The following is a 22849-nucleotide window of genomic DNA, read 5'->3' as shown; positions in this document are numbered from 1 at the left end:
TGTTTATATGTAAGTGCAGATCGTCATTTTTCAGAATTAAATGTGGCGCGAAGTCTGATATTTTTCAAGGCTGCCTCAATGATATGTTCGTCATCACTGGCAAGCCAGGTCACATCGGACCACTTTCGCAACCAGGTCAACTGCCGTTTGGCGAGCTGGCGGGTTGCTGCCACTCCCTTGCTGACCATGGTGTTGTAATCGTCATCACCGGCCAGGTAGTGCCATGCCTGTCGATATCCGACGCAGCGCATGGAAGGCAGACTGACATTCAGATCCTCACGACCCATCAATCCGCGGACTTCCTCAAGGAAGCCCGCATCCAGCATATTCTGAAATCGCCGGGAAATACGTTCGTGAAGTACCTTTCTGTCAGGTGGAGCAACAGCAAGTTGCACAACAGTATACGGAAGCGACGAGGTTTCGTCTGCCTGCCATTGCGTAAAATAGGTGTAATCCTCGACATTTGCGCCAACCGGCCCGCGATTCCCTGCCCCTGCAGCCTGCGCCCGCCAGAGCTCGGAAATGGGCCTGCCGGTCAAGCGGATCACCTCCAGCGCCCGCATCAAACGCTGCCGGTTATTCTGATGGATCAGATCCGCCGCAACCGGATCGCGGGCCCTGAGCTCATCGTGCAGGGCTGCCCACCCCAGGGCTTCCGCCTCCTGCTCCAGCGTCCGCCGCAGCTCCGGGTCGGCAGAGGGCAGATCAGACATGCCATGGAGCAGCGCCTTGAAATACATCATGGTGCCGCCAACCAACAGGGGAATACGGCCTCGCTGGCTGATTTCCGCCATTTCCCTCAGGGCGTCACGGCGGAAATCCGCGGCGGAGTAGCGCTCTGTCGGATCACAGATATCGATCAACTGGTGGGGCGCGCGGGCCAGCTCAGAGGCGGTGGGCTTGGCGGTACCGATGTCCATGCCACGGTATATCATCGCTGAATCGACGCTGATTATGTCACAGGGCAACTGCTCACACAGCGCCATTGCCAGGTCGGTCTTACCAGACGCGGTTGGCCCCATCAGAAAAATGGCCGGTGGCAATGACGGTGCTCCGGTCGGGATTTCGTTCCTCACACGTCAACGCCCCCGCAGGAACAGCTTGTCCAGCTCGGACAAGGTCACCACCGTCCAGGTCGGGCGACCGTGATTGCACTGGCCACTGCGCTCGGTGGCTTCCATATCCCGCAGCAAGGTGTTCATTTCCGGAATGGTCAACTGACGGTTCGCCCGCACAGAGCCGTGGCAGGCCATTGTGCCCAGCAATTCATGGGTCACCGCCTCGACACGATCGCTCTGACCGTTCTCGATAAGGTCCGCCAACACGTCCCGAACAAGCTGCTCGGTGTCGGCACCGCGCAACAGGGCAGGCACCTGGCGAATGGCCAGGGTTTCCGGCCCGATCCGCTCCACCTGCAGCCCCAGTTGCTGAAGCTCGCTGGCGTGGGTTTCCGCCAGCGCCGCCTCTTTCTGGCTGACCGCAAGTGATACCGGCACCAGCAGGGGCTGACTCTTTAGGTCCTGCGCCTCCAGTGCCCGCTTCATGCGCTCGTACGTGATGCGCTCATGAGCTGCGTGCATATCCACCACAATCATGCCCTGACGGCTCTGGGCAAGAATATAGATACCGTGGAGCTGGGCAATCGCATAACCGAGGGGAGGCTCTGCTTCACTGTCTACCGGCGGTGTTGGCTGCCCGGCCGCGAAGTCACGAGCCGGCGCGTCCTGGGGAGCATTCACCAGCCCCCCGCCCTGATTGAGGGATTGATAGAAGCCCATCTGGTCCCGCGCCTGCCACTGGTGCTGCGGCGGCTGAGACTGTGTACTGCCCGAATGCGCGTCAAACACCGATGCCGTTTCCCCCCAGCTTCGACTGGCAGGCCGCTCGGCCTGGCCAGCGACACCGGGGTAGGCTGATTGCGGGCCCGCTACAACGGCTGACTCCGAACCTTCGCGCACCGCAGATTGGGCAACGGCGCCCCGCAAATGGTCGTCTGGCCGCACATCCGCCAGAGCTTTGTGCAGCGTCCGGAAGATGAAATCGTGCACCAGACGGCCGTCGCGGAATCGCACCTCGTGCTTGGTAGGGTGCACGTTGACATCCACCGTGGCCGGATCCACTTCCAGATAGAGCACAAATGCCGGGTGGCGATTGTTGTACAGCACATCGCGATAGGCCTGGCGCACTGCATGAGCCACCAGGCGGTCACGGATTACGCGGCCATTGACGAAGAAATACTGCAGATCGGCCTGACTGCGGGAGAAGGTGGGCAATGCCACCCACCCCCAGAGTCGCAGGCCCGTGGCCTCGGCATCAATGACCACGGCGTTGTCGATAAACTGTTGCCCACACAGGGCGCCGATGCGCCGCTCTTTATCCAGCGGATTCGCGGCCGGGCGCAGGCTCTGGATCACCCGCTGGTTGTGGCGCAGGGTGAAACCGGCATCGAAACGGCTCAAAGCCTGCCGGCGCACGCACTCGTCAACGTGGTTGAATTCGGTCTTTTCGGTGCGTAGGAACTTGCGGCGGGCCGGTGTATTGAAAAACAGGTCCCGCACCTCGACGGTGGTGCCGATCGGGTGCGCCGCCGGGGATATTCGGGCGTCCATGTCACGCCCCTCAACCTCGACGCGGGAGGCCGCCTCCTGATCCTCGGTACGGGACGTCAGCGCCAGCCTGGATACGGAACTGATACTGGCCAGCGCCTCACCACGAAAGCCCAGCGATGCCACCGCCTCCAGATCGTCGAGACTCTCGATCTTGCTGGTGGCGTGGCGGCTGAGTGCCAGCGGCAGATCGGCTTCTCCGATTCCGAAACCGTCATCCCGCACCCGGATCAGTTTCACACCACCCTGCTCAATATCGATATCGACACGGCTGGCGCCGGCATCCAGGGCGTTTTCCACCAGTTCCTTGACCACGGAGGCCGGGCGCTCCACCACTTCGCCGGCCGCAATCTGGTTGGCAAGCCGTGGTGACAGCAATCGTATGGCGGGCATAGTACGGGCGAACCTCTTGATCAGGATGCGGGAATGCGAATGGTTTGCCCTACCATAACACGGTCGTTGTTCAGGCCGTTAAACCGCATCAGCTCGCTGACGGATGTCTGGTACTCCCGCGCCAGCGTGGACAGCGTGTCTCCGCGGCGTATTCGGTACTGACTGATACTGCCGCCAATCTTGCCGCTGGCTTTCTGGTGGGCCAGCAAGGTGCCAGGGGGCGGCGTCTTGGCAAAGTAATCGTAAATACCATCAAACACGGCGTTGGCCAGCTTGCGTTGGTAGGCAGAGCTGGCCAGGTTTCGTTCCTCCTGCGGATTGGAGATGAAGCCGGCTTCCACCAGCAACGAGGGAATATCCGGTGACTTCAATACCACGAAGGCCGCCTGTTCCACGCCCCGCTTGTGCAGCTTGGTCACGTTTCCGAGCTTGCCCAGAATCGAGCTGCCCACACCGAGGCTGGAGTTGATGCTGGCAGTCATGGAGAGATCCAGCAGCACGCCCGCAAGCATCTCATCGCGCCCGTTGAGGGAGACGCCACCGGCGCCACCGATCAGGTCCGAGCGGTTTTCGCTCTGCGCCAGCCAACGTGCGGACTCACTGGTTGCCCCCCGCTCTGACAGGGCGAACACCGACGCGCCGCTGGGTTGCGGCGTACGGAATGCGTCCGCATGAACGGACACGAACAGATCCGCATTGTGCTTTCTTGCCAGCAAGGTGCGGCTGCGCAGGTCGATGTAGTAATCGCCAGTACGGGTCAGCTTGGCGGTGAATCCCGGATTCTCGTTGATCAGACGCTGCAAGGTCTTGGCCATGGAAAACACCACGTCTTTCTCGCGGGTTCCTCTCGGGCCGATGGCGCCGGGATCTTCACCACCGTGACCGGCATCGATCACCACGACAATGTCGCGCTTGCCATTCGGGTTCTGCGCCACGGTTGGTGTGGCAGGCTTCTGGGTTTTCAGGCCACCCTCATCAATCAGATCAACCACAAGGCGATGACCGTATTGTTGATTAGGCTCAAGCTGAAAGCTCCGCGGCTTGATGTCGTCCTTGAGGTCCAGCACCACCCGCAGATCATTGCCATTGCGGCGGGCACTGCGGATTCGCTTGATCGGACTGCCCGACAGATCGAGCCCGGAGAAATCGGTTCTCAGGTCGACATTCTTCATGTCGATCACCAGCCGCGCTGGGCCGGTCAGCGAAAAGACGTTGTGGTCCACCTTGGCGGCAGTGTCCAGCACCAGCCGCGTGTGATCGGGAGCAGGCCATAGCCGCGCGCCCTCAACGCCCGTAGCGGCCGAAAGCACGGCCGGCCAGGCCAGCAATGTCATCAGCGCTACAGACGCCAGCGATTTTCCCATTGCCTTGATGTCTTTCATACTGCGTACCCGCTTTTTTATCCTGTTCCGCATCGAGGCGGATTATCCTGTTTCAGCACTACTAAAAGCTACCACCAACCTGGCTCCAACATCCGTTCCAGCCACGATATGCGCAAGACGCCCCTTGCCCTCCTGCACCAGGGCAACCGTAAGATCTGCCGTCGGCAGAACCCCCTGCCCCCGCTCCGGCCACTCGATCAGGCACAAGGCGCCGCTCTCGAAGTAATCGCGAATGCCCATGTACTCCAGTTCTTCCGGATCACCCAATCGGTACAGGTCAAAATGATAGGCCGCAGGACACAAGTGCTCGTAGGGCTCCACCAGCGTGTAAGTAGGGCTTTTGACCGCCCCCACATGCCCCAGGCCACGGATCAGCCCGCGACTCAGAGTGGTCTTGCCCATGCCGAGGTTACCCTCGAGAAAGATCGTCACGCCCCGGCCTGCCGCTCTGATCAGGCCCGCAAGCCGTTGCCCCAACGCCTCGGTTTCCGCCTCGTCGGCGAGAAAAACCCGGGTCCCGGACTCAGTTGATTGCATAGCCATCATGGTTCCAGTGTTCCCTCGTAGATGTTGAGCTGCTCCGCCTCGGCCAGCACCGACGGCAAAGCGTCAATCACATCGGTCGGCAGCAGGCCCATGTACCCCTTGCTCAGAGTTGCCCGCTGCGCCGCTGCCAGATGCAGGGCTGCGCCCATTCTGGCAGCCGTGGAGGGATTCCCGAACTGGCCGTACAGAGCACCGACGATACCGGCCAGCACATCCCCCATGCCGCCGGTTGCCATACCCGGATTACTCCCACTGACAATGGCTGGCAGCGCTTCCTCACAACCGACCACGGTACCGGCGCCTTTCAGCAGCACCGCGCCACCGTATACCTCGCAAAGTTTCGCCGTCGCCTTGAGCCGGTCAGCTTCAATTTCCGCCACCGGGCAACCCAGCAACCGCGCCGCCTCCCCGGGATGGGGGGTGAGAATGTGGTCGTTCTCCCGAATCGCCACTCGCGAAGCCATCAGATTCAGCGCATCGGCATCCAGAACCCGGGGCTTTCCACTGGCCACCACCTGCTGCAACATTTGCTGGCCCCAGGCGCTCTGGCCAATACCCGGACCGCAGACAATCACGTCCGCCGCCTCCGCCAGGGCGGGCAATTCCGACCCATGGATCAGCCCCTGCACCATGATGGAGGGGCACCGCGCCAACGCCGGCGCCGCATGCTCGGGTCGGGTGGCCAGGGTAACCAGGCCGGCGCCGCTGCGGGCCGCCGCCTCAGCCGCCAGGATCCCTGCTCCGCCGAAACCCCGATCACCGGCCACCACCAGCACGTGCCCGAACCGCCCCTTGTGGGCGGTCAGTGGCCGGCGGGGCAGGCTCGCCTGCAGTATCGGCCAGTCAATGCGATGGGCTATTGGCACCTGGCCAGAATGCGCCAACCATGGCTCCGTTCCCAGAGGCTCAAAACAGAGAGCCCCACACACTTCCGGCCCCTGACCCGTGAACAGGCCCGCCTTCAGGCCGATAAAGGTCACGGTAAGATCGGCACGAACCACATCACCCGGCGCCGCACCGGTGGTGGCATTCAACCCGGACGGCAGATCCACCGCCACCACGGGGGCGGGCGAGTGCTGGCATCGCCGGATCATCTCTGCGAACGGTTCCCGGGGCACGCCGGCCACACCCGTACCCAGCATGGCGTCCACAATCAGCGACGCGGACGCGAAGTGCTGATCACGCTCCGAGGCGGACAGCGTTTGCAGGTCCTTGACCTCGACACTGTCACCGCAGGCTTTCTGCCAGGCCCGGCGGGCATCGCCAGACAGTTTCTCCACCGGTGCAACGGCCAGGCAATCAACCGGTATACCGTGGCGCTGGGCGGCCGCTGCCACCAGATACCCGTCACCGCCGTTATTACCGGCGCCACAGAGCACCATAAGCCGGCCTGGCTCGGGCCACCGCTGCATCAACCGGCGGAACACGGCGGCCGCTGCCGACTGCATCAGCCCGAATCCATCAACCCCCTGCTGATCAATCACATAGCGATCAATCTCCCGCACAGCGTCTGCGGAGTACAGGTCTTCTGGTAGACTGTGGCGATCAGTCAGGCGCATACAACCGCGCTCCAGCTAAAGAAATCAGTTTAAGAAAATTGGCCAGATACCTGTAAAGCATAGCAAAACACAGAAAAAGGTCATAACTTAATCAGATTAAAATTCCGTACGCTCACGCTGTTTGCACAAACATGACCGAGAAATCCGCCGAAGCCATTGAAAACCTGCCAGATTCCGTACGCACCTGGGCGCGGGAACTGGGCTTCAATGACGTGGGCATCACCCACCCGGACACCGGTGTGCATGGTGAGCGCCTCAAAAGCTGGCTGGCAAAAGGCTATCACGGCGAGATGGCGTACATGGGTGACCATGGCGACAAACGCTACACGCCCACTTCGCTGGTACCGGGCACCCTGCGGGTGATCTCGGTTCGCATGGATTACCTGGCCGCGCCGGACAACCCGAAACAAGCACTCACTGACCGGGAACGGGCCTATGTCACTCGCTATGCCCTCGGCCGGGACTACCACAAACTGATCCGCAAGCGCCTGGCGACTCTGGCCAAACGCATTGACGAAGCCGTCAGTGGCCACGATCACCGTGCGTTCGTGGACAGTGCGCCGGTTCTGGAACGCGCGCTGGCCCAGCGCGCAGGCCTGGGCTGGATCGGCAAGAACAACATGCTGATTCACCCCAAGGCCGGCTCGTTTTTCTTCCTCGGTGAAATTTTCACCAGCGCGCCGCTGCCAGTGGACGAGCCGTTCGAAACCGATCACTGCGGCAGTTGCAACGCTTGCCTGGATTTATGCCCCACGGACGCCTTCGCCGGACCACACCAGCTGGATGCCCGCCGCTGCATCAGCTACCTGACCATTGAGCTGAAAGGCAGCATTCCGGAAGAATTCCGCCCCCTGATGGGCAACCGTGTCTTCGGCTGCGACGACTGCCAGCTGGTGTGTCCCTGGAACAAATTCAGCAAACCCAGCCGGGAGCCGGACTTCCAGCCACGCCACGGCCTGAACAACAGCGAGCTGGCCGAGCTGTTCCTGTGGACCGAGGAACAGTTCCTCAAGCGCACCGAAGGCTCTGCCATACGCCGCACCGGTTACGAGGGCTGGCTACGCAACCTGGCCGTCGGCCTTGGTAACGCTCCCTCCACCATACCGGTGATCGAAGCCCTGAAACAGCGAGCCGATCACCCTTCGGAGATGGTACGGGAACATGTGCAATGGGCCCTGAGACGGCACGGTTTATAGTTTGAAGAAGGTGGCCCGGTAGTGGCGCAGCTCGTCGATGGAGTCGCGAATGTCATCCAGTGCCAGGTGACTGCCTTTCTTTTTCACACCCGCCAGCACATCCGGCCGCCACCGTCGCGCCAGCTCCTTGATGGTGCTGACGTCGAGATTACGGTAATGAAAAAAGTCTTCCAGTTCCGGCATGTACTTCACCAGAAAACGCCGATCCTGGCCGATGCTGTTGCCGCATAGCGGTGATTTACCCGGCGCCACATACTGTTTCAGGAACTCGATGGTTGCCAGTTCGGCTTCCCGCTCCGAGATTTTGCTGTCTTTCACCCGCTGGGTCAGACCGCTCTCACCGTGGGTCCGGGTGCACCACTCGTCCATGGCGTCCAACAGGCTGTCCGGTTGATGGATAGCGATCACCGGCCCCTCGGCCACCAGGTTCAGTTCCGAGTCGGTGACGATAGTCGCCATCTCGATGATTTTTTCTTTTTCCGGATCCAGACCGGTCATCTCCAGGTCGATCCATACCAGGTTGTTCTCGTCCACCATGCGTAATTCCTCGAAACTGTCGGGTTGGTGCAGGGCACCCGCCAGTGCCCGTAAAGTCAGATACATTCTCAGAGGTTGATGCCGATCGTGCGGGCTGCGATCCTCAGGTTAGCGTATGATGGCACAGCAAAACCTACCCTTCATCAGGATTTCAGCAACTTCTCTATGGCAAAGCGGCGACTGAACAAACAGCAACAATGGCGTATCCAGAAAATTCAGGCGGAACGCACCGCGCGGGTGTCGCGGAAGGAAAAGGCCATTGAGGAGCTGACGGAAGCCGGCGAACTGGGGCCCGAACAGCAGGGGCTCATTATCGCCCATTACGGCCAGCAGCTGGATGTGGAAGGGTTGGAGGGGGAGAACCAAGGCCAGGTGGTACGTTGTTTTGTACGGGCCAACATCGATGGTCTGGTGACCGGCGACAAGGTGATCTGGCGCCCCGGCAAAAGCGAGACCGGGGTCATTGTTGCCCGCTGTGAGCGCACCAACCTGCTGCAGCGCCCGGACAACTTCGGCGCACTGAAACCCGTCGCCGCGAACATCGACCACATCATCCTGGTGATAGCGCCGGAACCGGAGCCCCACGACAACCTGATTGACCGCTATCTGGTGGCGGCCGAAAGCACCGACATTCCCGTGGTGATCCTGCTGAACAAGACCGATTTGCTGACAGACCGCAACCAGCAGGCCATTGATGAGCTGCTGGAGCGCTACGAGACATTGGGCTATGACGTGGTGCGCACCTCCGCAATGGACTCAGGCAGCACGCCTTCACCACAGGTGGAGGATCTGGTGCGGAACCAGACCAGCGTGTTCGTGGGCCAGTCCGGCGTCGGTAAGTCGTCGATCATCCAGACCTTGCTGCCGGATGAGTTGCTGCGGGTTGGCGCCCTCTCCGAGAGCACGGGCAAAGGCACACACACCACCACCACCGCGAAACTCTTCCATCTGGCGATTGGCGGCGATCTGATTGACTCTCCCGGGATCCGGGAATTCGGCCTGTGGCACATGACACCCCAGGAGCTGGAATATGGCTTTCGGGAAATTCGCGACCTGATCGGCCAGTGCAAGTTCCGCAACTGTCGCCATCTGGGGGATCCGGGCTGCGCCATTGATGCGGCCGCGGAAGAGGGGCGCATCAGCTATCCGCGCCTGAAGAGCTTTCACCGCATTCTCAAAGACATGACCGAGCAACAGGCCCGCGGCCTCAAGCTGGACTGAACACCGCTCGGGTGATTACCAGTTCAGCTCACCCTCAGCCGGTGCCTCGCGCTCCTGCAGCCAGTCACCCTGCTCCAGGCTTTTCATAGCTGCGTCCTGCTCCGCCTCGGTGGGGAGCGTCAGGTCAATCAATGGCTCATCGGATTGACCGGCGGCGTTCTGAATGCCATCCGCCGTTTTCTTGTTGAGCACGATAATCGAGATCCGACGGTTCACCGGTGCGGTGGCGTCGTCCTTATCAAACAGCACCGAATCACTCAAACCCACAACCCGGGCAATCTGCTGCGAGCGCACACCACCGGCCACCAGCGCCCGGCGTGCCGTGTTGGCGCGATCGGCAGACAGCTCCCAGTTGGTGTACCCGGGACGACCGTTGAACGGTGTTGAATCCGTATGGCCGGTAATGCTGAGCTTATTGTTGACCGCCCCCAGCGGCTTGGCGAGCTCAAACAGGATGTCCTGGGAATAATATTTGAGCTCGGCCCGGCCACTGTCGAACATCGGTCGCTGGGAGCGATCGACGATCTGGACACGCAGGCCTTCGCTGGTCACGTCAATCAGCAGCTGATCCTTGAACTCCTGCAGGGTGTCACTCTGTTCGATGCTTTCCTTGAGGTCCTGGAACAGCTCCTCCATCTGCCGCTGCTCGAGCGTTTCCGCCAGCTCTTCAACCACCTGATCCTCAATCTGGATGTCGCTCCGCTCGACATCCTGGGTGCTTTCGTTGATCACAGAGGCACTGCCCTCTAGATCCACCGGGTTGGGCGATCCTCCCTCGGTGAACCCGATCGGATCCTTGAAATACCCTTCCACCGCAAGCTTCTGCTCCGGCGTTGCGGTCGCTGTCAGCCATAACACCAGAAAGAACGCCATCATGGCGGTGGCAAAGTCGGCAAAAGCCACTTTCCAGGAGCCGCCGTGATGGCCCCCGACAACCTTCTTCTTGCGTTTGACGATGATCGGTTGTTCTTCCACTAACCTGCTCCAACAGCCCGGGGGTCGTTACGTCGGCTTCGTTACGTCAGCTACGTTATTTCGAGCGCACGTGGTCGTTGAGCTCCTGGAACCCTGGCCGCTTGTCGGTGGGCAATGCCTTGCGCCCGAACTCGATGGCCATCTGCGGCGCCTGTCCGGACACGGTGGCGACAACCGAGGCTTTCACACATTCGTAGGCTTTCAATTCGTACTTTGCGGCATGTTCCAGGGCAATCGACGTCGGCCCCACAAACCCGTAGCCCATCCAGATACCGAGAAAGGTACCGACCAGCGCCGCTGCGACGCTCAGGCCGATCTTTTCCGGGCCTTCGGTCAGAAAGTTCATGGTGATCACGATACCCAGCACCGCGGCTACGATACCCAGCCCCGGCAGGGCGTCGGCAATCTTGTTAACCGCATGGGCAGGCTCTTCCAGCTCATGCTGGCGGCTGTCGATCTCGTTTTCCATCATGCCCTCCAGCTCATGGGTCGCCATGTTGCCGGAGCTGATAATGCGCAGATAGTCAGTGATGAACGACAACAGGTGCTTGGATTTCATGATGGCCGGGTATCGTGAAAAGATCTGGCTGGATTCGGGGTCGTCGATATCCTCCTCGATGGCCATCACACCCTGCTTGCGGGACTTATCAAAGATGTCGTACAGCAGGCTGAGCAGGTCTACATAGAATGCTTTGTTGTAGGGCGACCCTGTCAGCAGCCGCAGACAGGCCTGAAACACCTCTTTCACCGTGTGCAGCGGGTTGGAGATGATGAAGGAGCCGACCGCCGCACCCCCGATGATCAGGATTTCAGTGGGCTGCCACAGCACCGCAAGGTTTCCGCCGTGAAGCACGTAACCGCCAAGAACACTCGCAATGACTACAACCGCACCGATAATCAGCAACATGGGGGGAGCACACGCCTTATGTAGTGGTTTTAACTGACCCGATCATAGCAAGCACCGGGTCCAACCGAGAAGCGGTGAAACAATTTCTATACACGCCGCTGTATTTGGTAAACTTCGCGCCTTTGAGCGCAAAGGAACCCGTTTCATGTTCGACAAGCTTTTTGTTCTGAGCCAGTACGTCACCCCGCAACTGGCGCTTTCCCGGCTTGCCGGCCGCCTCGCGGACAATGACCGGTCGCCGGCGCTCAAGAACCGCGTCATTCGATGGTTTATCGGCCGCTACGGCGTAAACATGAGCGAAGCGCTGGAATCGGAGCCGGAAGCCTACCCCAGCTTCAACGCCTTCTTCACCCGCGCCCTCAAACCGGGCCTGAGACCAGTGGACAGCGGCAGTTCGGTTCTGGTCAGCCCGGTGGATGGCGCCATCAGCCAGCTCGGCCGGGTTACCGGTGACCGCGTTTTTCAGGCCAAAGGCCAGTCGTTCAGTCTCACCGAGTTGCTGGGCGGTGACGATGCGCGCGCGGAAGCGTTTACCGAAGGGGAATTTGCCACTATTTACCTATCGCCTAAGGACTACCACCGCATCCACATGCCCCTGGCCGGCCGGCTACGGGAGATGGTCTACGTGCCCGGCAAGCTGTTCTCGGTGAACCCGGTGACGGCGGAAAACGTTCCCAACCTGTTCGCCCGTAACGAGCGGGTGGCCTGCATTTTTGACACCGATGCCGGCCCGATGGCGCTGGTGCTGGTCGGGGCGATGATTGTGGGCAGCGTTGAAACCACCTGGGGTGGCGTGGTGGCGCCGGGAACCGGCCTGGTCACCAGTACCCGTTACGACGATGACCAGCCTGCCATTCAATTCGAGAAAGGCGAGGAAATGGGCCGATTCCGGCTGGGCTCCACCGTGGTACTGGTCATGCCCAAAGGCGCGGCTGCATGGAATGACGACGAGGCACCGGGCAAAACGGTGCGCATGGGCGAAGCCTTTGGCACCACCGGATCCTGAATCCTTCCACCCGCCCAGCCCCCTCGACATCGACTCCGGTTGCGGCCGGAGTCAGGCGATTTCCAGCGGAAAGGCCACCACGTCAGCAATGTTGTTGCTGCCCAATTTCAGCATCAGCAGCCTGTCCAGTCCCAGAGCCACACCGGCACAGTCGGGAACACCGGCCTCAAGAGCCGCCAGCAACGCAGAATCCACTGCCATTTCCGGTTTGCCGGCCAATCGGCGAACCCGGTTGTCTTCGTCAAACCGCCGACGCTGCTCGATGGCATCGGTGAGCTCCCAATAGCCGTTGCATAGCTCGATCCCACCCACGTAGAGCTCGAACCGGTGGGCCAGACGGACACCATCAAGCTCGCTGACTTTCGCCAGGGCCGCCTGGGATTCCGGGTAAGCGGTGATGAACACCGGTCCGAATCCCGCCAGCGCGGGTTCCACCAGATAACTCATCAGCAGATCCAGGCAACCGTCGCGCCCGAGTGTCAGGGTTTGCTCCGGCGCCAGCCACTGCTCGCAACGCCGCCTCAGTTCGGTGTCCGCAACCCGGAACGGATCGACACCGGCGAACCGCTCAAGGGCGTCGCGATAGCTCAGAACCTTCGGGCGCTCGCAGCCGAGCCAGCCCACCACCAGGTCGCTGACCTCCGCCATCAGGTCGGTATCTGTAAACCCGGGTCGGTACCATTCCAGCAGGGAGAACTCCGGATTATGACGGGAACCCCGCTCACCGTCGCGGAACACCCGGGCAACCTGATAGATAGGGCCTGACCCGGCAGCCAGCAACCGCTTCATGTGGTATTCCGGGGACGTCTGTAGCCAGCCACCGCCGCTGGCTCCAGCCACCGGGGCCGCGTTGGCCGCAATACCATCGAGGTTGGGGTCGGTTACGCCGTGGCGCCCCAGCACCGGCGTTTCCACTTCCAGCACGCCCCGTTGCGCAAAAAAGCCGCGCAACCAGGCTGACTGGCTTGCGCGGCTTTTCAGGGCACCCAGCGAGGCACGTGGCTGCCACTCCGGTGCATCAGTCACGGGATCAACCTAGCTGCTCTTGACGCGGTTAACATACTCACCGGAACGGGTATCCACCTTCAGAACTTCGCCGATGGTGATGAACAGCGGGACGTTAACAACCGCACCGGTAGACAGCGTGGCCGGCTTGGAACCGCCCTGGGCGGTATCGCCTTTCATGCCCGGATCGGTATCAACCACTTCCAGCTCCACAAAGTTGGGAGGGCTCACGGTGAGCGGCGCACCGTTATAAAGGGTCACCGTGTAAACGTCCTGCTCTTTCAGCCACTTTACGGTGTCACCCACCGCTTTGGCGTCTGCCGGGTATTGCTCGAACGAGCCATCCGTCAGCATGAAATGCCAGAACTCGCCATCGGTATACAGGTATTCCATGTCCTGCTCGATTACATCGGCGGATTCCAGACTTTCGCCCGATTTGAACGTGCGCTCCCACACCCGGTTGCTCATCAGGTTACGCAGTCGTACCCGGTTAAAGGCCTGGCCTTTGCCCGGTTTGACGAATTCGTTCTCAAGAATCACGCAGGGGTCGCCATCCAGCAAAACCTTAAGACCGCCGCGGAATTCGTTGGTAGAATATGAAGCCATGAAATGTCCACCTGAAAAGATGCAATTAAAATTTCAAAGGTCGCTATGATACAGCGAACCCCCACCCGTATAGAAGCCCGCCCGGCCGATAACGACTCCGCCAGCTGGCAGCAGTTGTTATCCGGGGCCATCACCTCACCGACGGCGCTGCTGGAACGGCTGGACCTGGACCCCCGACTGTGGCTGCAGGGCGCAGAGGAGGGTCATCGCCTGTTTGCCATACGGGTTCCGGAGCCCTACCTGAGCCGGATAACACGGGGAAACCCTCAAGACCCTCTGTTACGCCAGGTGCTGCCCCTCAGTGAAGAAGGCGTTCTGGCAGACGGCTATGTCTCGGATCCGTTGCAGGAAGTGACCGCCTCGGAAACCACCGGCCTGATCCGAAAATATCAGAGCCGCGCACTGCTCATGGTGACCGGTCAGTGCGCCATCAATTGCCGCTACTGCTTTCGCCGCCATTTCCCTTATGAGGAACATCGATTGTCACCGCTTGACCGCGATCGCGTGATCGATACCCTGCGGCAGGATACCCGGATCAATGAGGTGATTTTCAGCGGTGGCGACCCCCTGGTAGCCAGTGACCGGCTGCTGGCAGCCTGGACGGCGGCCATCGGCGAGATTCCCCATATCCGCCGCTTGCGGATCCACACGCGCCTGCCGGTGGTCATTCCGCAACGGGTTTGCGATTCATTATTGGCCTGGCTGCCCGAAACCCGTCTTCAGACCGTGATTGTGCTGCACATCAATCACCCGGCGGAGCTGGATCTGGCCACACGATTGGCGTTGGCGAGGCTGCGGGCCGCAGGTGCCACTCTGCTGAACCAGAGCGTCATTCTCCGGGGCGTCAATGACAACGCCGAGGTTCTGACCGAGCTCAGCGAGGCGCTGTTTGAGGCGGGGGTTATGCCGTATTACCTCCATGCCTTCGATCCGGTTGCAGGCGCGCATCATTTTGATGTGAGTGATGACGCCGCCCGGGCCCTGGTGCGCACAATGCTTGCCAGTCTGCCGGGCTTTCTGGTGCCGAAGCTGGTCCGCGAGATTCCCGGCAAAGCCGGCAAGACCCCCATCGACCTGTTTGCGTGACCTTTTTTGGCAAAGCTGGCCCAGAATCACTTGTGAAACTTTGTGAACTCGTGATTTTCTCGCTTTTTGTTCTGCCTTTGCTATTTTAAAGTTCAAATTGTCCTACGATAAAAACCTGTATTCACGGCGTTTTCCGATTTAACGGGCAAAACCCTCGGCAGCCGTATATGACAACACTCAGGGTCCCGGTTGTGGCCCATACAATTGGCGCGTACTCATGGAAGGAATGACTCTGAAACCGGATCTCCGGGTTCCTGATCAGAAAACGGCAAGTCTCTCATTTTGCGAGACGTCTCCAAAAGCGTTCCGGGACTGGATCAACCAGCTACCAATGGCCAACATCGGCGAGTCGTCCCGCCAGCTCTATCACGCCATCATCGAGCTGAACCACCTGTTTGTCCCGGCTCAGCAGCGCCTGCAGTTTCTGGAGCTGATCCGCCCTAAAATCCACTTTGTCTGTGCGGAGCTGTCCCGTCACTACCTCGGCATGGCGGTAGCACTGCCAGAGAAACATAAAAAAATCGCCAATCTGTCCCAGGCCCTGCAACTGCACTGCGCCAGCGGGTACAAGCTGTGCGTACTGGAGTTTCTCGATAACGGCGGCCTCGACAAAAACCGCAAAGGCGTCGCAACGTCGGTGCACCGGGCCATCTCGGAACTGGCCGCCACCATTGTCAGGGCCCATCAGCTCTACTGTCCCAGCCCGTCGCACAGCTGGCTGGAGTGCCACCGGCTGTTCCGGTTCGCCCACCGCAACAAGCTGGCCACGGTGACGGTGGACGACGAAACCCTTGTGCACCGCCGCAGCAGCACGGTTGAAGACAGCTACAAGCGGATCCTGTTGCTGGGCTGCGCCCGGGCTAACCAGCTGCGACAGAACGAGCTGCTGCAAACCTACGAGCTGTTCGAAACCTGGACCGAGCACACCCAGTGCGGCCCGGATCTCGACGAAAGCCTGTTTGCCGTCAACATGGAACGTGATGCACCACCGGTTTACCGCAGCCTGCTTGAGCAGAAACCCGGCGCAGACACCTTCGGCTTTGATACCCGGAAGTTGTCCCGCATGCTGGCAGACGGGCTCCACGCCGGAATCGATGCCAAAAGCGCCGCAAACGCGCTGCAGTTGCCGCCCCGCGTCAGCGAGACCCTGCTCACCCACCTGTGTCAGGCCCTCGGCATTCTGGCCAAACGCAATTTCAACCGTATTTCCAGCCAGGGCACGCTCGAACTCTGTGTCGGCCTGACCGCTGCGCACTATTTCATCGCCGGCAAGAAACATTTCAGTGATTTTGTCAGTGGCCACGACAACGGCGATAACCGCGAGAGCAATGTGTTCATGCGCTCTTCCCGCGCGGATGACGCCTGGGCCGGAGCACACGATGCAGCACCGGCGGATGATCGCACGCACGCTTCCGACGCCCCCATCAATTTCCGTGGCAGCCACGGTCAGGTGCCCCAGACCGGGTCCGACAAGGCGGCTCCCCAGTCTCACCGGGCACTGCTGGTCAACACCAGCCCCGGGGGCTATTGCGTAGCCTGGGAAAACAATGTGCCATCGTCATTGCAGGCCGGAGAAATTCTCGGAGTGCGGGAGCAGTCCACCCACCCCTGGAGCGTGGCAGTTGTTCGCTGGATACGACAGGTCCGCAGCCAGGGCACGCAGATCGGCATCGAGCTGCTGGCACCCAGCGCCTCCCCCTGTGGCGTGCGACTGATCCAGAAAATCGGCAACAGCAGCGAGTTTCTGCGAGGTCTGTTGCTACCGGAGATCAGTGTGGCCAACCAGGCTGCTACACTGATAACACCGAGGCTCCCTTTTCAGTCCGGTAGCCGGATCTCTCTGCTTCATGATGGCCGCGAAGACAACGGCCAGTTGTTGCAGAAGCTGTCGGCCACCGGCAGCGTCAGCCAGTTTGAGCTCAAACTGATGAATTCCGGCACCACCGGCAGCAGTACCGCGCCTCCGGCGGCCGGCTCCAGCGGGGATGAATTTGACTCTCTGTGGCCCTCGCTGTAGCTTCAGCACCTCCGGTGCCGTCGTCGGGGAGGCACTGTCCACGCCTATCACGAGACGTCTGACGAATGCAGAAAAAGAACACGACCGTACACCTTCTGATCCTGGATCCATCACAGAACGACGCCGAGTCGCTGGTCAGTCTGCTGAGGAATTCCGGAAAAGCCACGCGGGCCCATCGCATTACGTCCGAAGAAGACCTGGAAGAAACGCTGAAGAGCGGAAGCTGGGACCTGCTCCTGGCCCGCGACATCGAGCAGGAATTCAGCGCTGACGATGCCCTCGCGATGATCCATCGCCTCGACAAGGACATTCCTTTCGTTCTGCTGACCGATGAGTACAGCCGCGAACGAACCGTCGCGGTGATGCGGGCTGGCGGCCAGGACACCGTGCCGTTCGATTACACCGACCAACTGGTGCTGGTGGTTAACCGCGAATTGGCCGCTCTCGAGGGGCGCCGCCGGAGGCGGACACTGGAATCTCATCTGCGAGAAGCAGAGCAGCGCTGCCAGCTGCTGTTGGAAAGCTCGAAAGACGCCATTGCCTACATTAACGATGGCATGCACATCTACGCCAACCAGTCGTACATGGAATTCCTCGGCTACGACGATATCGATGACCTGATCTGCATTCCGGTGCTCGACACCCTCAACCCCGAAAGTCAGGACAAATACCGGGAATTCATGAAGGCGTTCACCGAGAGCGGTGAAGACGGCATGACCCTTAACTGTGTTGCCCGTCGCAGCGATGACCACGAACTGAACGTGGTCATGTCGGTGTCCGCCGCGACCTACGACGGTGAGCTCTGCACCCAGATCGTATTGCAACCGGAGCACAGTGATGCGGAACTGGAAGAGAAGCTGCGCCAGATCAGTAGCCAGGATTTGCTGACCGGTCTGTACAATCGCCAGCATCTGATGGATGCGCTAGGCCAAGCGGTGGCCAAAGCCGGCAGGGACAATGAGACTGGCGCGCTGGCGTACATCGCGCTGGACAATTTCATGAGCCTGAAAGGTCAGGTAGGCATTGCCGGCGCGGATCTGCTGCTGGGCGACCTGGCTAACATTCTTCGCGAACACGCACCAGACAACGCTATTCTGGCGCGCCTGAGCGATGACGCCTTCTGCCTGCTCTGCCAGCCCGGCGATGACAAGGCGCTGGCAGCCGAGTGCAAGCGCCTCTGCAAGGCCGTTGAGGATCACCTGTTTGAAATCAACGGGCGCACGGTGCAACTTACCCTCAGCATCGGCGTTGCCGCCATTACCGAGAATTCGCCCAAGGCACCCGATGTCATGGGGCGTGCCCACACGGCCTCGTCAGAGCTCAAGAAGACAGAGGGCCACGCCAATGGCAACGGCGTGCTGATTTACAACCCTGCTGACTACGAAACGCTGGATGAAGGCAACTCAGCAGAGGCCATCCAGCAAGCACTGGATGAAAACCGCTTCCGCCTGCTGTTCCAGCCAATCATCAATCTGCGTGGTGAGGGCGAAGAACACTACGAGGCTCTGGTTCGAATGCTGGACAAGGATGGCGAAGAGGTCTCTCCGTACGACTTCCTGCCGCCCGCGGGTCCTACGGACATGTCCATCAAGATCGATCGCTGGGTCATCCTGCAAACCATCAAGCAATTGTCCAGCCACCGCTCACGGGGGCACGACACCCGGCTGTTCCTCAACATCACCGGCGAAACCCTGGAAGACAAAACCTTCACGCCCTGGCTCAGTGTCGCTCTAAAGGCTGCGAGACTTCCTGGTGACTCGCTGATTTTCCAGATCCGTGAGAGCGATGCCAACAACTTCATGAAACAGGCCAAGGAGTTTGCCAAGGCGGTTCACGAGCTGCATTGCAAGGTGTCGATCAGCCAGTTCGGATGTGCACTGAACCCGTTCAACACCCTCAAGCACATTGAAGTGGACTACGTGAAGATCGACGGCTCGTTCACCGAAGAGATCCAGAAAAGCGAGGAAGCCAAAACAGAGGTCAAGGAAATGGTCAAGAGCCTGCAAAGCTCGGACAAACTGACCATCATTCCGCTGGTGGAAAACGCGGGCGTGCTCGCCACCCTGTGGCAGGCGGGCGTGAACTACATTCAGGGTTACTATCTGCAGGCACCGGTTCCGGAAATGAACTATGACTTCGGGGATCACTGACGCGCAGGATCCCCTCCCGTCAATGATCCGTTACTGATCCTCGCTTTCGCGGTATCCGATCAGATAGAGAATGGCGTCCAGACCGAGCGTGGATATCGAGTGTCGGGCTGATTCCTTGACCACCGGTTTGGCACGAAACGCCACTCCCAGCCCGGCCTGGCTGAGCATGGGCAGGTCGTTGGCGCCATCTCCCACCGCAATCACCTGCTCACGGGAAATGTGCTCCCGCTCCGCGATTTCCAGCAGCAGTTCCGCCTTGCGTTTGCCGTCCACAATCTGGCCGGATACGCGGCCGGTTACCTTGCCGTTCTCGATTTCGAGCTCGTTGGCGTGGATGTAGTCAATGCCGAGGTTACGCTGCAGGTGGCGGGCAAAATAGGTAAAGCCTCCTGACAGGATCGCGGTGCGATAGCCCAGGGACTTGAGGCGGCGGATCAGATGCTCAGCGCCCTCGGTCATCTTCAACCGGGCGGCGATTCCTTCCAGTACCGACTCGTCCAGGCCCTTGAGCAACGCCAGTCGCTCGGCAAAGCTCTGGCTGAAATCCAGCTCGCCCTGCATGGCACGCTCGGTGATCTCGGCTACCTGGTCGCCCACGCCGGCCTCGCGGGCAAGCTCGTCAATCACTTCGGCTTCAATCAGGGTGGAGTCCATATCGAAAACCACAAGCCGGCGATTGCGACGAAAGATGGAATCCTCCTGAAAGGCAATGTCGACGTTCATTTCACCGGCGATATGCAGAAAATCTGCCCGCAGCTGCTCGAGATCCGATGGGGTGCCGCGCACCGAGAACTCGACACAGGCGATGCGGTTCTCCGCCGGATTCAGCGACGGCCGCGCGGACAGGCGGCTGATGTTGTCGATGTTCAGCCCGTGGCGGGCAGTGATCGCCGACACTCTGGCGATCTGCTCAGCCTTGATGTCCCTGGACAGCAACGTCACGATGTAACAGGCGCGATTTCTGGCGGCGGCCCAGGTCTGGTATTCCTGCTCGGTGATCGGGGCAAAGCGTACCTGAAGATCCAGCGCATGAAGGCGGAACAGCAGGTCACGAATCACCGGAGAGGCTTTGGACGCATCCGGAATCTCGATCAGGATGCCCCAGGTGAGGTGATCGTGAATCACCGCCTGGCCGATATCCAGAATGCGGACATCGTATTGCCCCATAATGCCGGTGATTTCCGAGGTGAGCCCGGGTTTGTCACGCCCGGACACGTTGATCAGGACCAATTCACTCACTGTCGGTGAACTCCTCTTCGGTGACCGTTCCGGCAGCCGGAATCACGTCAATGCCGTCCACCCGCTGCAACCCGCGGGGGAGTTTGTGGCCCCGGCGGCCACGCTCGCCCAGATAGTGCTCCAGGTCACGGAACTGCAGTCCCATCTTGCGCTTGCCGGCGCGAATCTCAAGGTTGTCATCCTCGGCGAACACCGCTACCGCAACCACGTACTCCTCACGGTTCTGAACCCTCGCCGAGGGAATACTGATGAGTTTGTTGCCCTTGCCTTTGGCCAGTTCCGGCAGTTCATTGAGCGGGAACACCAGCATCCGCCCCTCGTTGGAAATCGCACCGAGGAACAACGGCTTGTCGGTCGCGGGCACCACCACTGGCGGCATAATCCTGGCGCCTTTGGGCACACTGACCACGGCCTTGCCGTTGCGGTTCTTGCTGATCATGTCCTCCAGCGAAGTGACGAATCCGTACCCGCCGTCAGTCACCAGCAGAACCTTGCGGGAGGGATCGCCCATCAACAGGCCCGAGAAGGTTGCACCCGAAGGCGGGTTGATGCGCCCGGTCAACGGCTCGCCCTGCCCACGGGCCGACGGCAGACTGTGCGCCATCAATGAATAGGCCCGCCCGGTCGAGTCGAGGAAAATCGCCTGCTGGTTGTTCCGCCCTCTGGCGGCCATGGCGAAACGGTCGCCGGACTTGTAACTCAGTCCCTCCGGCTCGATGTCATGCCCCTTGGCTGCCCGCACCCAGCCCTTGTCCGACAGCACCACCGTGACGGGGTCGTTGGACACCAGGTCCAGATCACTGAAGGCGCGGGCCTCCTCACGCTCAACGATCGGGGAGCGACGGTCATCGCCGTAGGTTTGCGCATCGGCCAGCAATTCGGATTTGATCAGTTCGCGCAAACGCGTTTCTGATCCGAGAATGGACTGCAGCTCGTCACGCTCGGCGGACAGTTCGTCCTGCTCACCGCGGATCTTCATTTCCTCAAGCTTGGCCAGGTGGCGCAGCTTCAGCTCCAGAATGGCCTCCGCCTGATCCGGCGACAGCCCGAAGCGCGACATCAGCTCGGCCTTGGGCTTGTCCTCGTTGCGGATGATTTCGATCACCTCATCGATGTTCAGATAGGCAATCAGCAAACCTTCCAACAGGTGCAGCCGCGCCAGCACCTTGTCGAGGCGGTATTGCAGGCGGCGGGTCACGGTAGTGCGGCGGAAGCTCAACCACTCCGTCAGCATCGTTTTCAGGCCCTTGACGGCGGGCCGGCCATCGTTGCCGATGACGTTGATGTTAACCCGGTAGGTTTTCTCCAGATCGGTGCTGGCAAACATGTGCGCCATCAGCCCATCCAGATCCACCCGATTGGAGCGCGGCACAATCACCAGGCGAGTCGGGTTTTCATGATCTGACTCATCCCGCAGATCCGCCACCATCGGCAGCTTCTTCGCCTGCATCTGCTGGGCAATCTGTTCCAGCACCCGGGCACCGGACACGTGGTGAGGCAGATCAGTAATCACAATCTCACCGCTGTCCCGCATCCATTTGGCGCGCATGCGCAGGGAGCCGCGACCGGTCTCATACATCTGGCGGATGTCTTTGCGCGGCGTAATGATTTCCGCCTCGGTGGGAAAATCCGGACCTTTAACGTGCTCACACAGGTCGTCAACGGTGGCCTCGGGCTCATCGAGCAGGCGAATACAGGCCGCCGTCACTTCACGCACGTTGTGGGGCGGGATGTCGGTGGCCATACCCACCGCGATGCCGGTGGTGCCGTTAAGCAGAACGTGGGGCAACCGCGCCGGCAACACCGACGGCTCATCCATGGTGCCATCAAAGTTCGGCACCCAGTCGACGGTACCCTGGCCCAACTCGCTCAGCAGCACATCGGCAAAGGCCGCCAGCCGGGATTCTGTGTACCGCATTGCGGCGAAGGACTTGGGATCGTCCGGAGAGCCCCAGTTACCCTGACCATCCACCAGCGGATAGCGATAGGAGAACGGCTGGGCCATGAGCACCATGGCCTCATAGCAGGCGCTGTCACCGTGCGGGTGAAACTTACCCAGTACATCACCCACGGTGCGAGCAGACTTCTTGTACTTGGAGGTAGACTTGAGACCCAGTTCCGACATGGCGTAAACAATGCGCCGCTGAACCGGCTTGAGACCGTCACCCACGTTCGGGAGCGCACGATCAAGGATGACGTACATGGAATAATCGAGGTAGGCCTTTTCCGTGTAGTCCCTCAGCGAAACCCGCTCAAAGCCTTCGTCCGTCGTCTGAAACTCTGGCATGGATGCCTCTTTTTACCTGTTGTGAATTCTGCCGGCTTTTGTGTCCGTTCACCGGAATCGCCCGGTACCGAATCGGAGGCCACATTATATGGACGCGGGCGCTGATACACCAACAACCGCCACGCAATAGT

Annotated in this window: 18 protein-coding genes; 6 read left to right on the top strand and 12 right to left on the bottom strand. The window is 60.4% G+C overall.

Features of this window, described 5'->3' with window-relative positions:
• Window positions 1-23 precede the first annotated feature (23 nt).
• Genes miaA through MLC70_RS08025 form a run of 5 tightly spaced genes read right to left on the bottom strand, consistent with a single transcriptional unit; the run spans window position 24 to window position 6486 of the window.
• A complete protein-coding gene (gene miaA, locus MLC70_RS08045; RefSeq protein WP_248183074.1) occupies window positions 24-1022 on the bottom strand; it encodes a tRNA (adenosine(37)-N6)-dimethylallyltransferase MiaA in 999 nt (332 codons plus the stop codon).
• 57 nt (window positions 1023-1079) lie between these two features.
• Window positions 1080-2999 carry a DNA mismatch repair endonuclease MutL gene (gene mutL / locus MLC70_RS08040; protein ID WP_248182867.1) on the bottom strand — a complete coding sequence of 640 codons (1920 nt, stop codon included), beginning with the start codon at window positions 2997-2999 and terminating at the stop codon, window positions 1080-1082.
• 20 nt (window positions 3000-3019) lie between these two features.
• Entirely contained in the window at window positions 3020-4363 is a 1344-nt protein-coding gene (locus tag MLC70_RS08035) for an N-acetylmuramoyl-L-alanine amidase (RefSeq protein WP_427902098.1), read from the bottom strand.
• 60 nt (window positions 4364-4423) lie between these two features.
• Entirely contained in the window at window positions 4424-4918 is a 495-nt protein-coding gene (gene tsaE / locus MLC70_RS08030) for a tRNA (adenosine(37)-N6)-threonylcarbamoyltransferase complex ATPase subunit type 1 TsaE (RefSeq protein ID WP_248182866.1), read from the bottom strand.
• A gap of 5 nt (window positions 4919-4923) precedes the next feature.
• The gene (locus tag MLC70_RS08025; protein ID WP_248182864.1) at window positions 4924-6486 is read right to left on the bottom strand and encodes an NAD(P)H-hydrate dehydratase; all 1563 of its coding nucleotides are present in this window, start codon (window positions 6484-6486) and stop codon (window positions 4924-4926) included.
• Window positions 6487-6617: 131 nt separating this feature from the next.
• On the opposite strand from MLC70_RS08025, the gene queG reads away from it, so the two are divergent.
• Window positions 6618-7682, top strand: coding sequence for a tRNA epoxyqueuosine(34) reductase QueG (queG, locus tag MLC70_RS08020; RefSeq protein WP_248182863.1), 1065 nt, complete (start codon window positions 6618-6620; stop codon window positions 7680-7682).
• Here queG and orn read toward each other — a convergent pair.
• Window positions 7677-8219 carry an oligoribonuclease gene (gene orn / locus MLC70_RS08015; RefSeq protein ID WP_248183069.1) on the bottom strand — a complete coding sequence of 181 codons (543 nt, stop codon included), beginning with the start codon at window positions 8217-8219 and terminating at the stop codon, window positions 7677-7679. The two genes, queG and orn, sit on opposite strands and share 6 nt — an antisense overlap.
• Before the next feature lie 165 nt (window positions 8220-8384).
• Here orn and rsgA point away from each other — a divergent pair, with 165 nt between their 5' ends.
• Complete coding sequence (gene rsgA, locus MLC70_RS08010; RefSeq protein ID WP_248182862.1) at window positions 8385-9440, top strand: small ribosomal subunit biogenesis GTPase RsgA; 1056 nt, start codon at window positions 8385-8387, stop codon at window positions 9438-9440.
• A gap of 15 nt (window positions 9441-9455) precedes the next feature.
• Here rsgA and motB read toward each other — a convergent pair whose 3' ends face one another.
• Window positions 9456-10415 carry a flagellar motor protein MotB gene (gene motB / locus MLC70_RS08005; protein ID WP_248182861.1) on the bottom strand — a complete coding sequence of 320 codons (960 nt, stop codon included), beginning with the start codon at window positions 10413-10415 and terminating at the stop codon, window positions 9456-9458.
• A 55-nt stretch (window positions 10416-10470) separates the two neighbouring features.
• On the bottom strand, window positions 10471-11322 hold the full coding sequence (gene motA, locus MLC70_RS08000; protein WP_248182860.1) for a flagellar motor stator protein MotA: 852 nt from the start codon (window positions 11320-11322) through the stop codon (window positions 10471-10473).
• Between the two features lie 145 nt (window positions 11323-11467).
• Here motA and asd point away from each other — a divergent pair, with 145 nt between their 5' ends.
• Window positions 11468-12328: an archaetidylserine decarboxylase gene (gene asd / locus MLC70_RS07995; RefSeq protein ID WP_248182858.1), complete on the top strand. Its 861-nt coding sequence runs from the start codon at window positions 11468-11470 to the stop codon at window positions 12326-12328.
• A 51-nt stretch (window positions 12329-12379) separates the two neighbouring features.
• Here the strand turns inward: asd and epmA are convergent, their stop codons facing one another.
• Together epmA and efp are read right to left on the bottom strand one after the other, a co-directional pair.
• Window positions 12380-13354, bottom strand: coding sequence for an EF-P lysine aminoacylase EpmA (gene epmA / locus MLC70_RS07990; RefSeq protein ID WP_248182855.1), 975 nt, complete (start codon window positions 13352-13354; stop codon window positions 12380-12382).
• Between the two features lie 9 nt (window positions 13355-13363).
• On the bottom strand, window positions 13364-13939 hold the full coding sequence (gene efp, locus MLC70_RS07985) for an elongation factor P (protein ID WP_248182853.1): 576 nt from the start codon (window positions 13937-13939) through the stop codon (window positions 13364-13366).
• Window positions 13940-13984: 45 nt separating this feature from the next.
• Between efp and epmB the strand changes: the two genes are divergently transcribed.
• The 3 genes from epmB (at window position 13985) to MLC70_RS07970 (ending at window position 19192) form a co-directional block, all read left to right on the top strand.
• A complete protein-coding gene (epmB, locus tag MLC70_RS07980) occupies window positions 13985-15025 on the top strand; it encodes an EF-P beta-lysylation protein EpmB (protein WP_248182851.1) in 1041 nt (346 codons plus the stop codon).
• Between the two features lie 217 nt (window positions 15026-15242).
• Window positions 15243-17042: a GTPase gene (locus MLC70_RS07975; protein WP_248182848.1), complete on the top strand. Its 1800-nt coding sequence runs from the start codon at window positions 15243-15245 to the stop codon at window positions 17040-17042.
• A 65-nt stretch (window positions 17043-17107) separates the two neighbouring features.
• Window positions 17108-19192, top strand: coding sequence for an EAL domain-containing response regulator (locus tag MLC70_RS07970; RefSeq protein WP_248182846.1), 2085 nt, complete (start codon window positions 17108-17110; stop codon window positions 19190-19192).
• Between the two features lie 30 nt (window positions 19193-19222).
• Here MLC70_RS07970 and serB read toward each other — a convergent pair whose 3' ends face one another.
• Entirely contained in the window at window positions 19223-20431 is a 1209-nt protein-coding gene (gene serB, locus MLC70_RS07965; protein WP_248182844.1) for a phosphoserine phosphatase SerB, read from the bottom strand.
• Window positions 20424-22718 (bottom strand): DNA topoisomerase IV subunit A, encoded by a 2295-nt coding sequence (gene parC / locus MLC70_RS07960; RefSeq protein WP_248182842.1) that lies wholly within the window; start codon window positions 22716-22718, stop codon window positions 20424-20426. The genes serB and parC overlap by 8 nt, the downstream gene beginning before the upstream one ends.
• Between the last annotated feature and the right edge of the window lie 131 nt (window positions 22719-22849).

The sequence above is a fragment of the Marinobacter goseongensis genome, from assembly GCF_023156235.1.
GTDB lineage: Bacteria > Pseudomonadota > Gammaproteobacteria > Pseudomonadales > Oleiphilaceae > Marinobacter > Marinobacter goseongensis.
Note: the sequence above shows the minus strand (reverse complement) of the source record. Positions and strands in the feature narration are given on the sequence as shown.

What these genes read in the sequence shown, in the direction of transcription:
- efp (WP_248182853.1), bottom strand. Translation starts at nt 13,939, where the DNA reads ATGGCTTCATATTCTACCAACGAATTCCGCGGCGGTCTTAAGGTTTTG.
- MLC70_RS08025 (WP_248182864.1), bottom strand. Translation starts at nt 6,486, where the DNA reads ATGCGCCTGACTGATCGCCACAGTCTACCAGAAGACCTGTACTCCGCA.
- rsgA (WP_248182862.1), top strand. Translation starts at nt 8,385, where the DNA reads ATGGCAAAGCGGCGACTGAACAAACAGCAACAATGGCGTATCCAGAAA.
- asd (WP_248182858.1), top strand. Translation starts at nt 11,468, where the DNA reads ATGTTCGACAAGCTTTTTGTTCTGAGCCAGTACGTCACCCCGCAACTG.
- queG (WP_248182863.1), top strand. Translation starts at nt 6,618, where the DNA reads ATGACCGAGAAATCCGCCGAAGCCATTGAAAACCTGCCAGATTCCGTA.
- epmB (WP_248182851.1), top strand. Translation starts at nt 13,985, where the DNA reads ATGATACAGCGAACCCCCACCCGTATAGAAGCCCGCCCGGCCGATAAC.
- MLC70_RS07970 (WP_248182846.1), top strand. Translation starts at nt 17,108, where the DNA reads ATGCAGAAAAAGAACACGACCGTACACCTTCTGATCCTGGATCCATCA.
- MLC70_RS07975 (WP_248182848.1), top strand. Translation starts at nt 15,243, where the DNA reads ATGGAAGGAATGACTCTGAAACCGGATCTCCGGGTTCCTGATCAGAAA.
- orn (WP_248183069.1), bottom strand. Translation starts at nt 8,219, where the DNA reads ATGGTGGACGAGAACAACCTGGTATGGATCGACCTGGAGATGACCGGT.
- mutL (WP_248182867.1), bottom strand. Translation starts at nt 2,999, where the DNA reads ATGCCCGCCATACGATTGCTGTCACCACGGCTTGCCAACCAGATTGCG.
- tsaE (WP_248182866.1), bottom strand. Translation starts at nt 4,918, where the DNA reads ATGCAATCAACTGAGTCCGGGACCCGGGTTTTTCTCGCCGACGAGGCG.
- MLC70_RS08035 (WP_427902098.1), bottom strand. Translation starts at nt 4,363, where the DNA reads ATGGGAAAATCGCTGGCGTCTGTAGCGCTGATGACATTGCTGGCCTGG.
- miaA (WP_248183074.1), bottom strand. Translation starts at nt 1,022, where the DNA reads ATGGGGCCAACCGCGTCTGGTAAGACCGACCTGGCAATGGCGCTGTGT.
- parC (WP_248182842.1), bottom strand. Translation starts at nt 22,718, where the DNA reads ATGCCAGAGTTTCAGACGACGGACGAAGGCTTTGAGCGGGTTTCGCTG.
- motA (WP_248182860.1), bottom strand. Translation starts at nt 11,322, where the DNA reads ATGTTGCTGATTATCGGTGCGGTTGTAGTCATTGCGAGTGTTCTTGGC.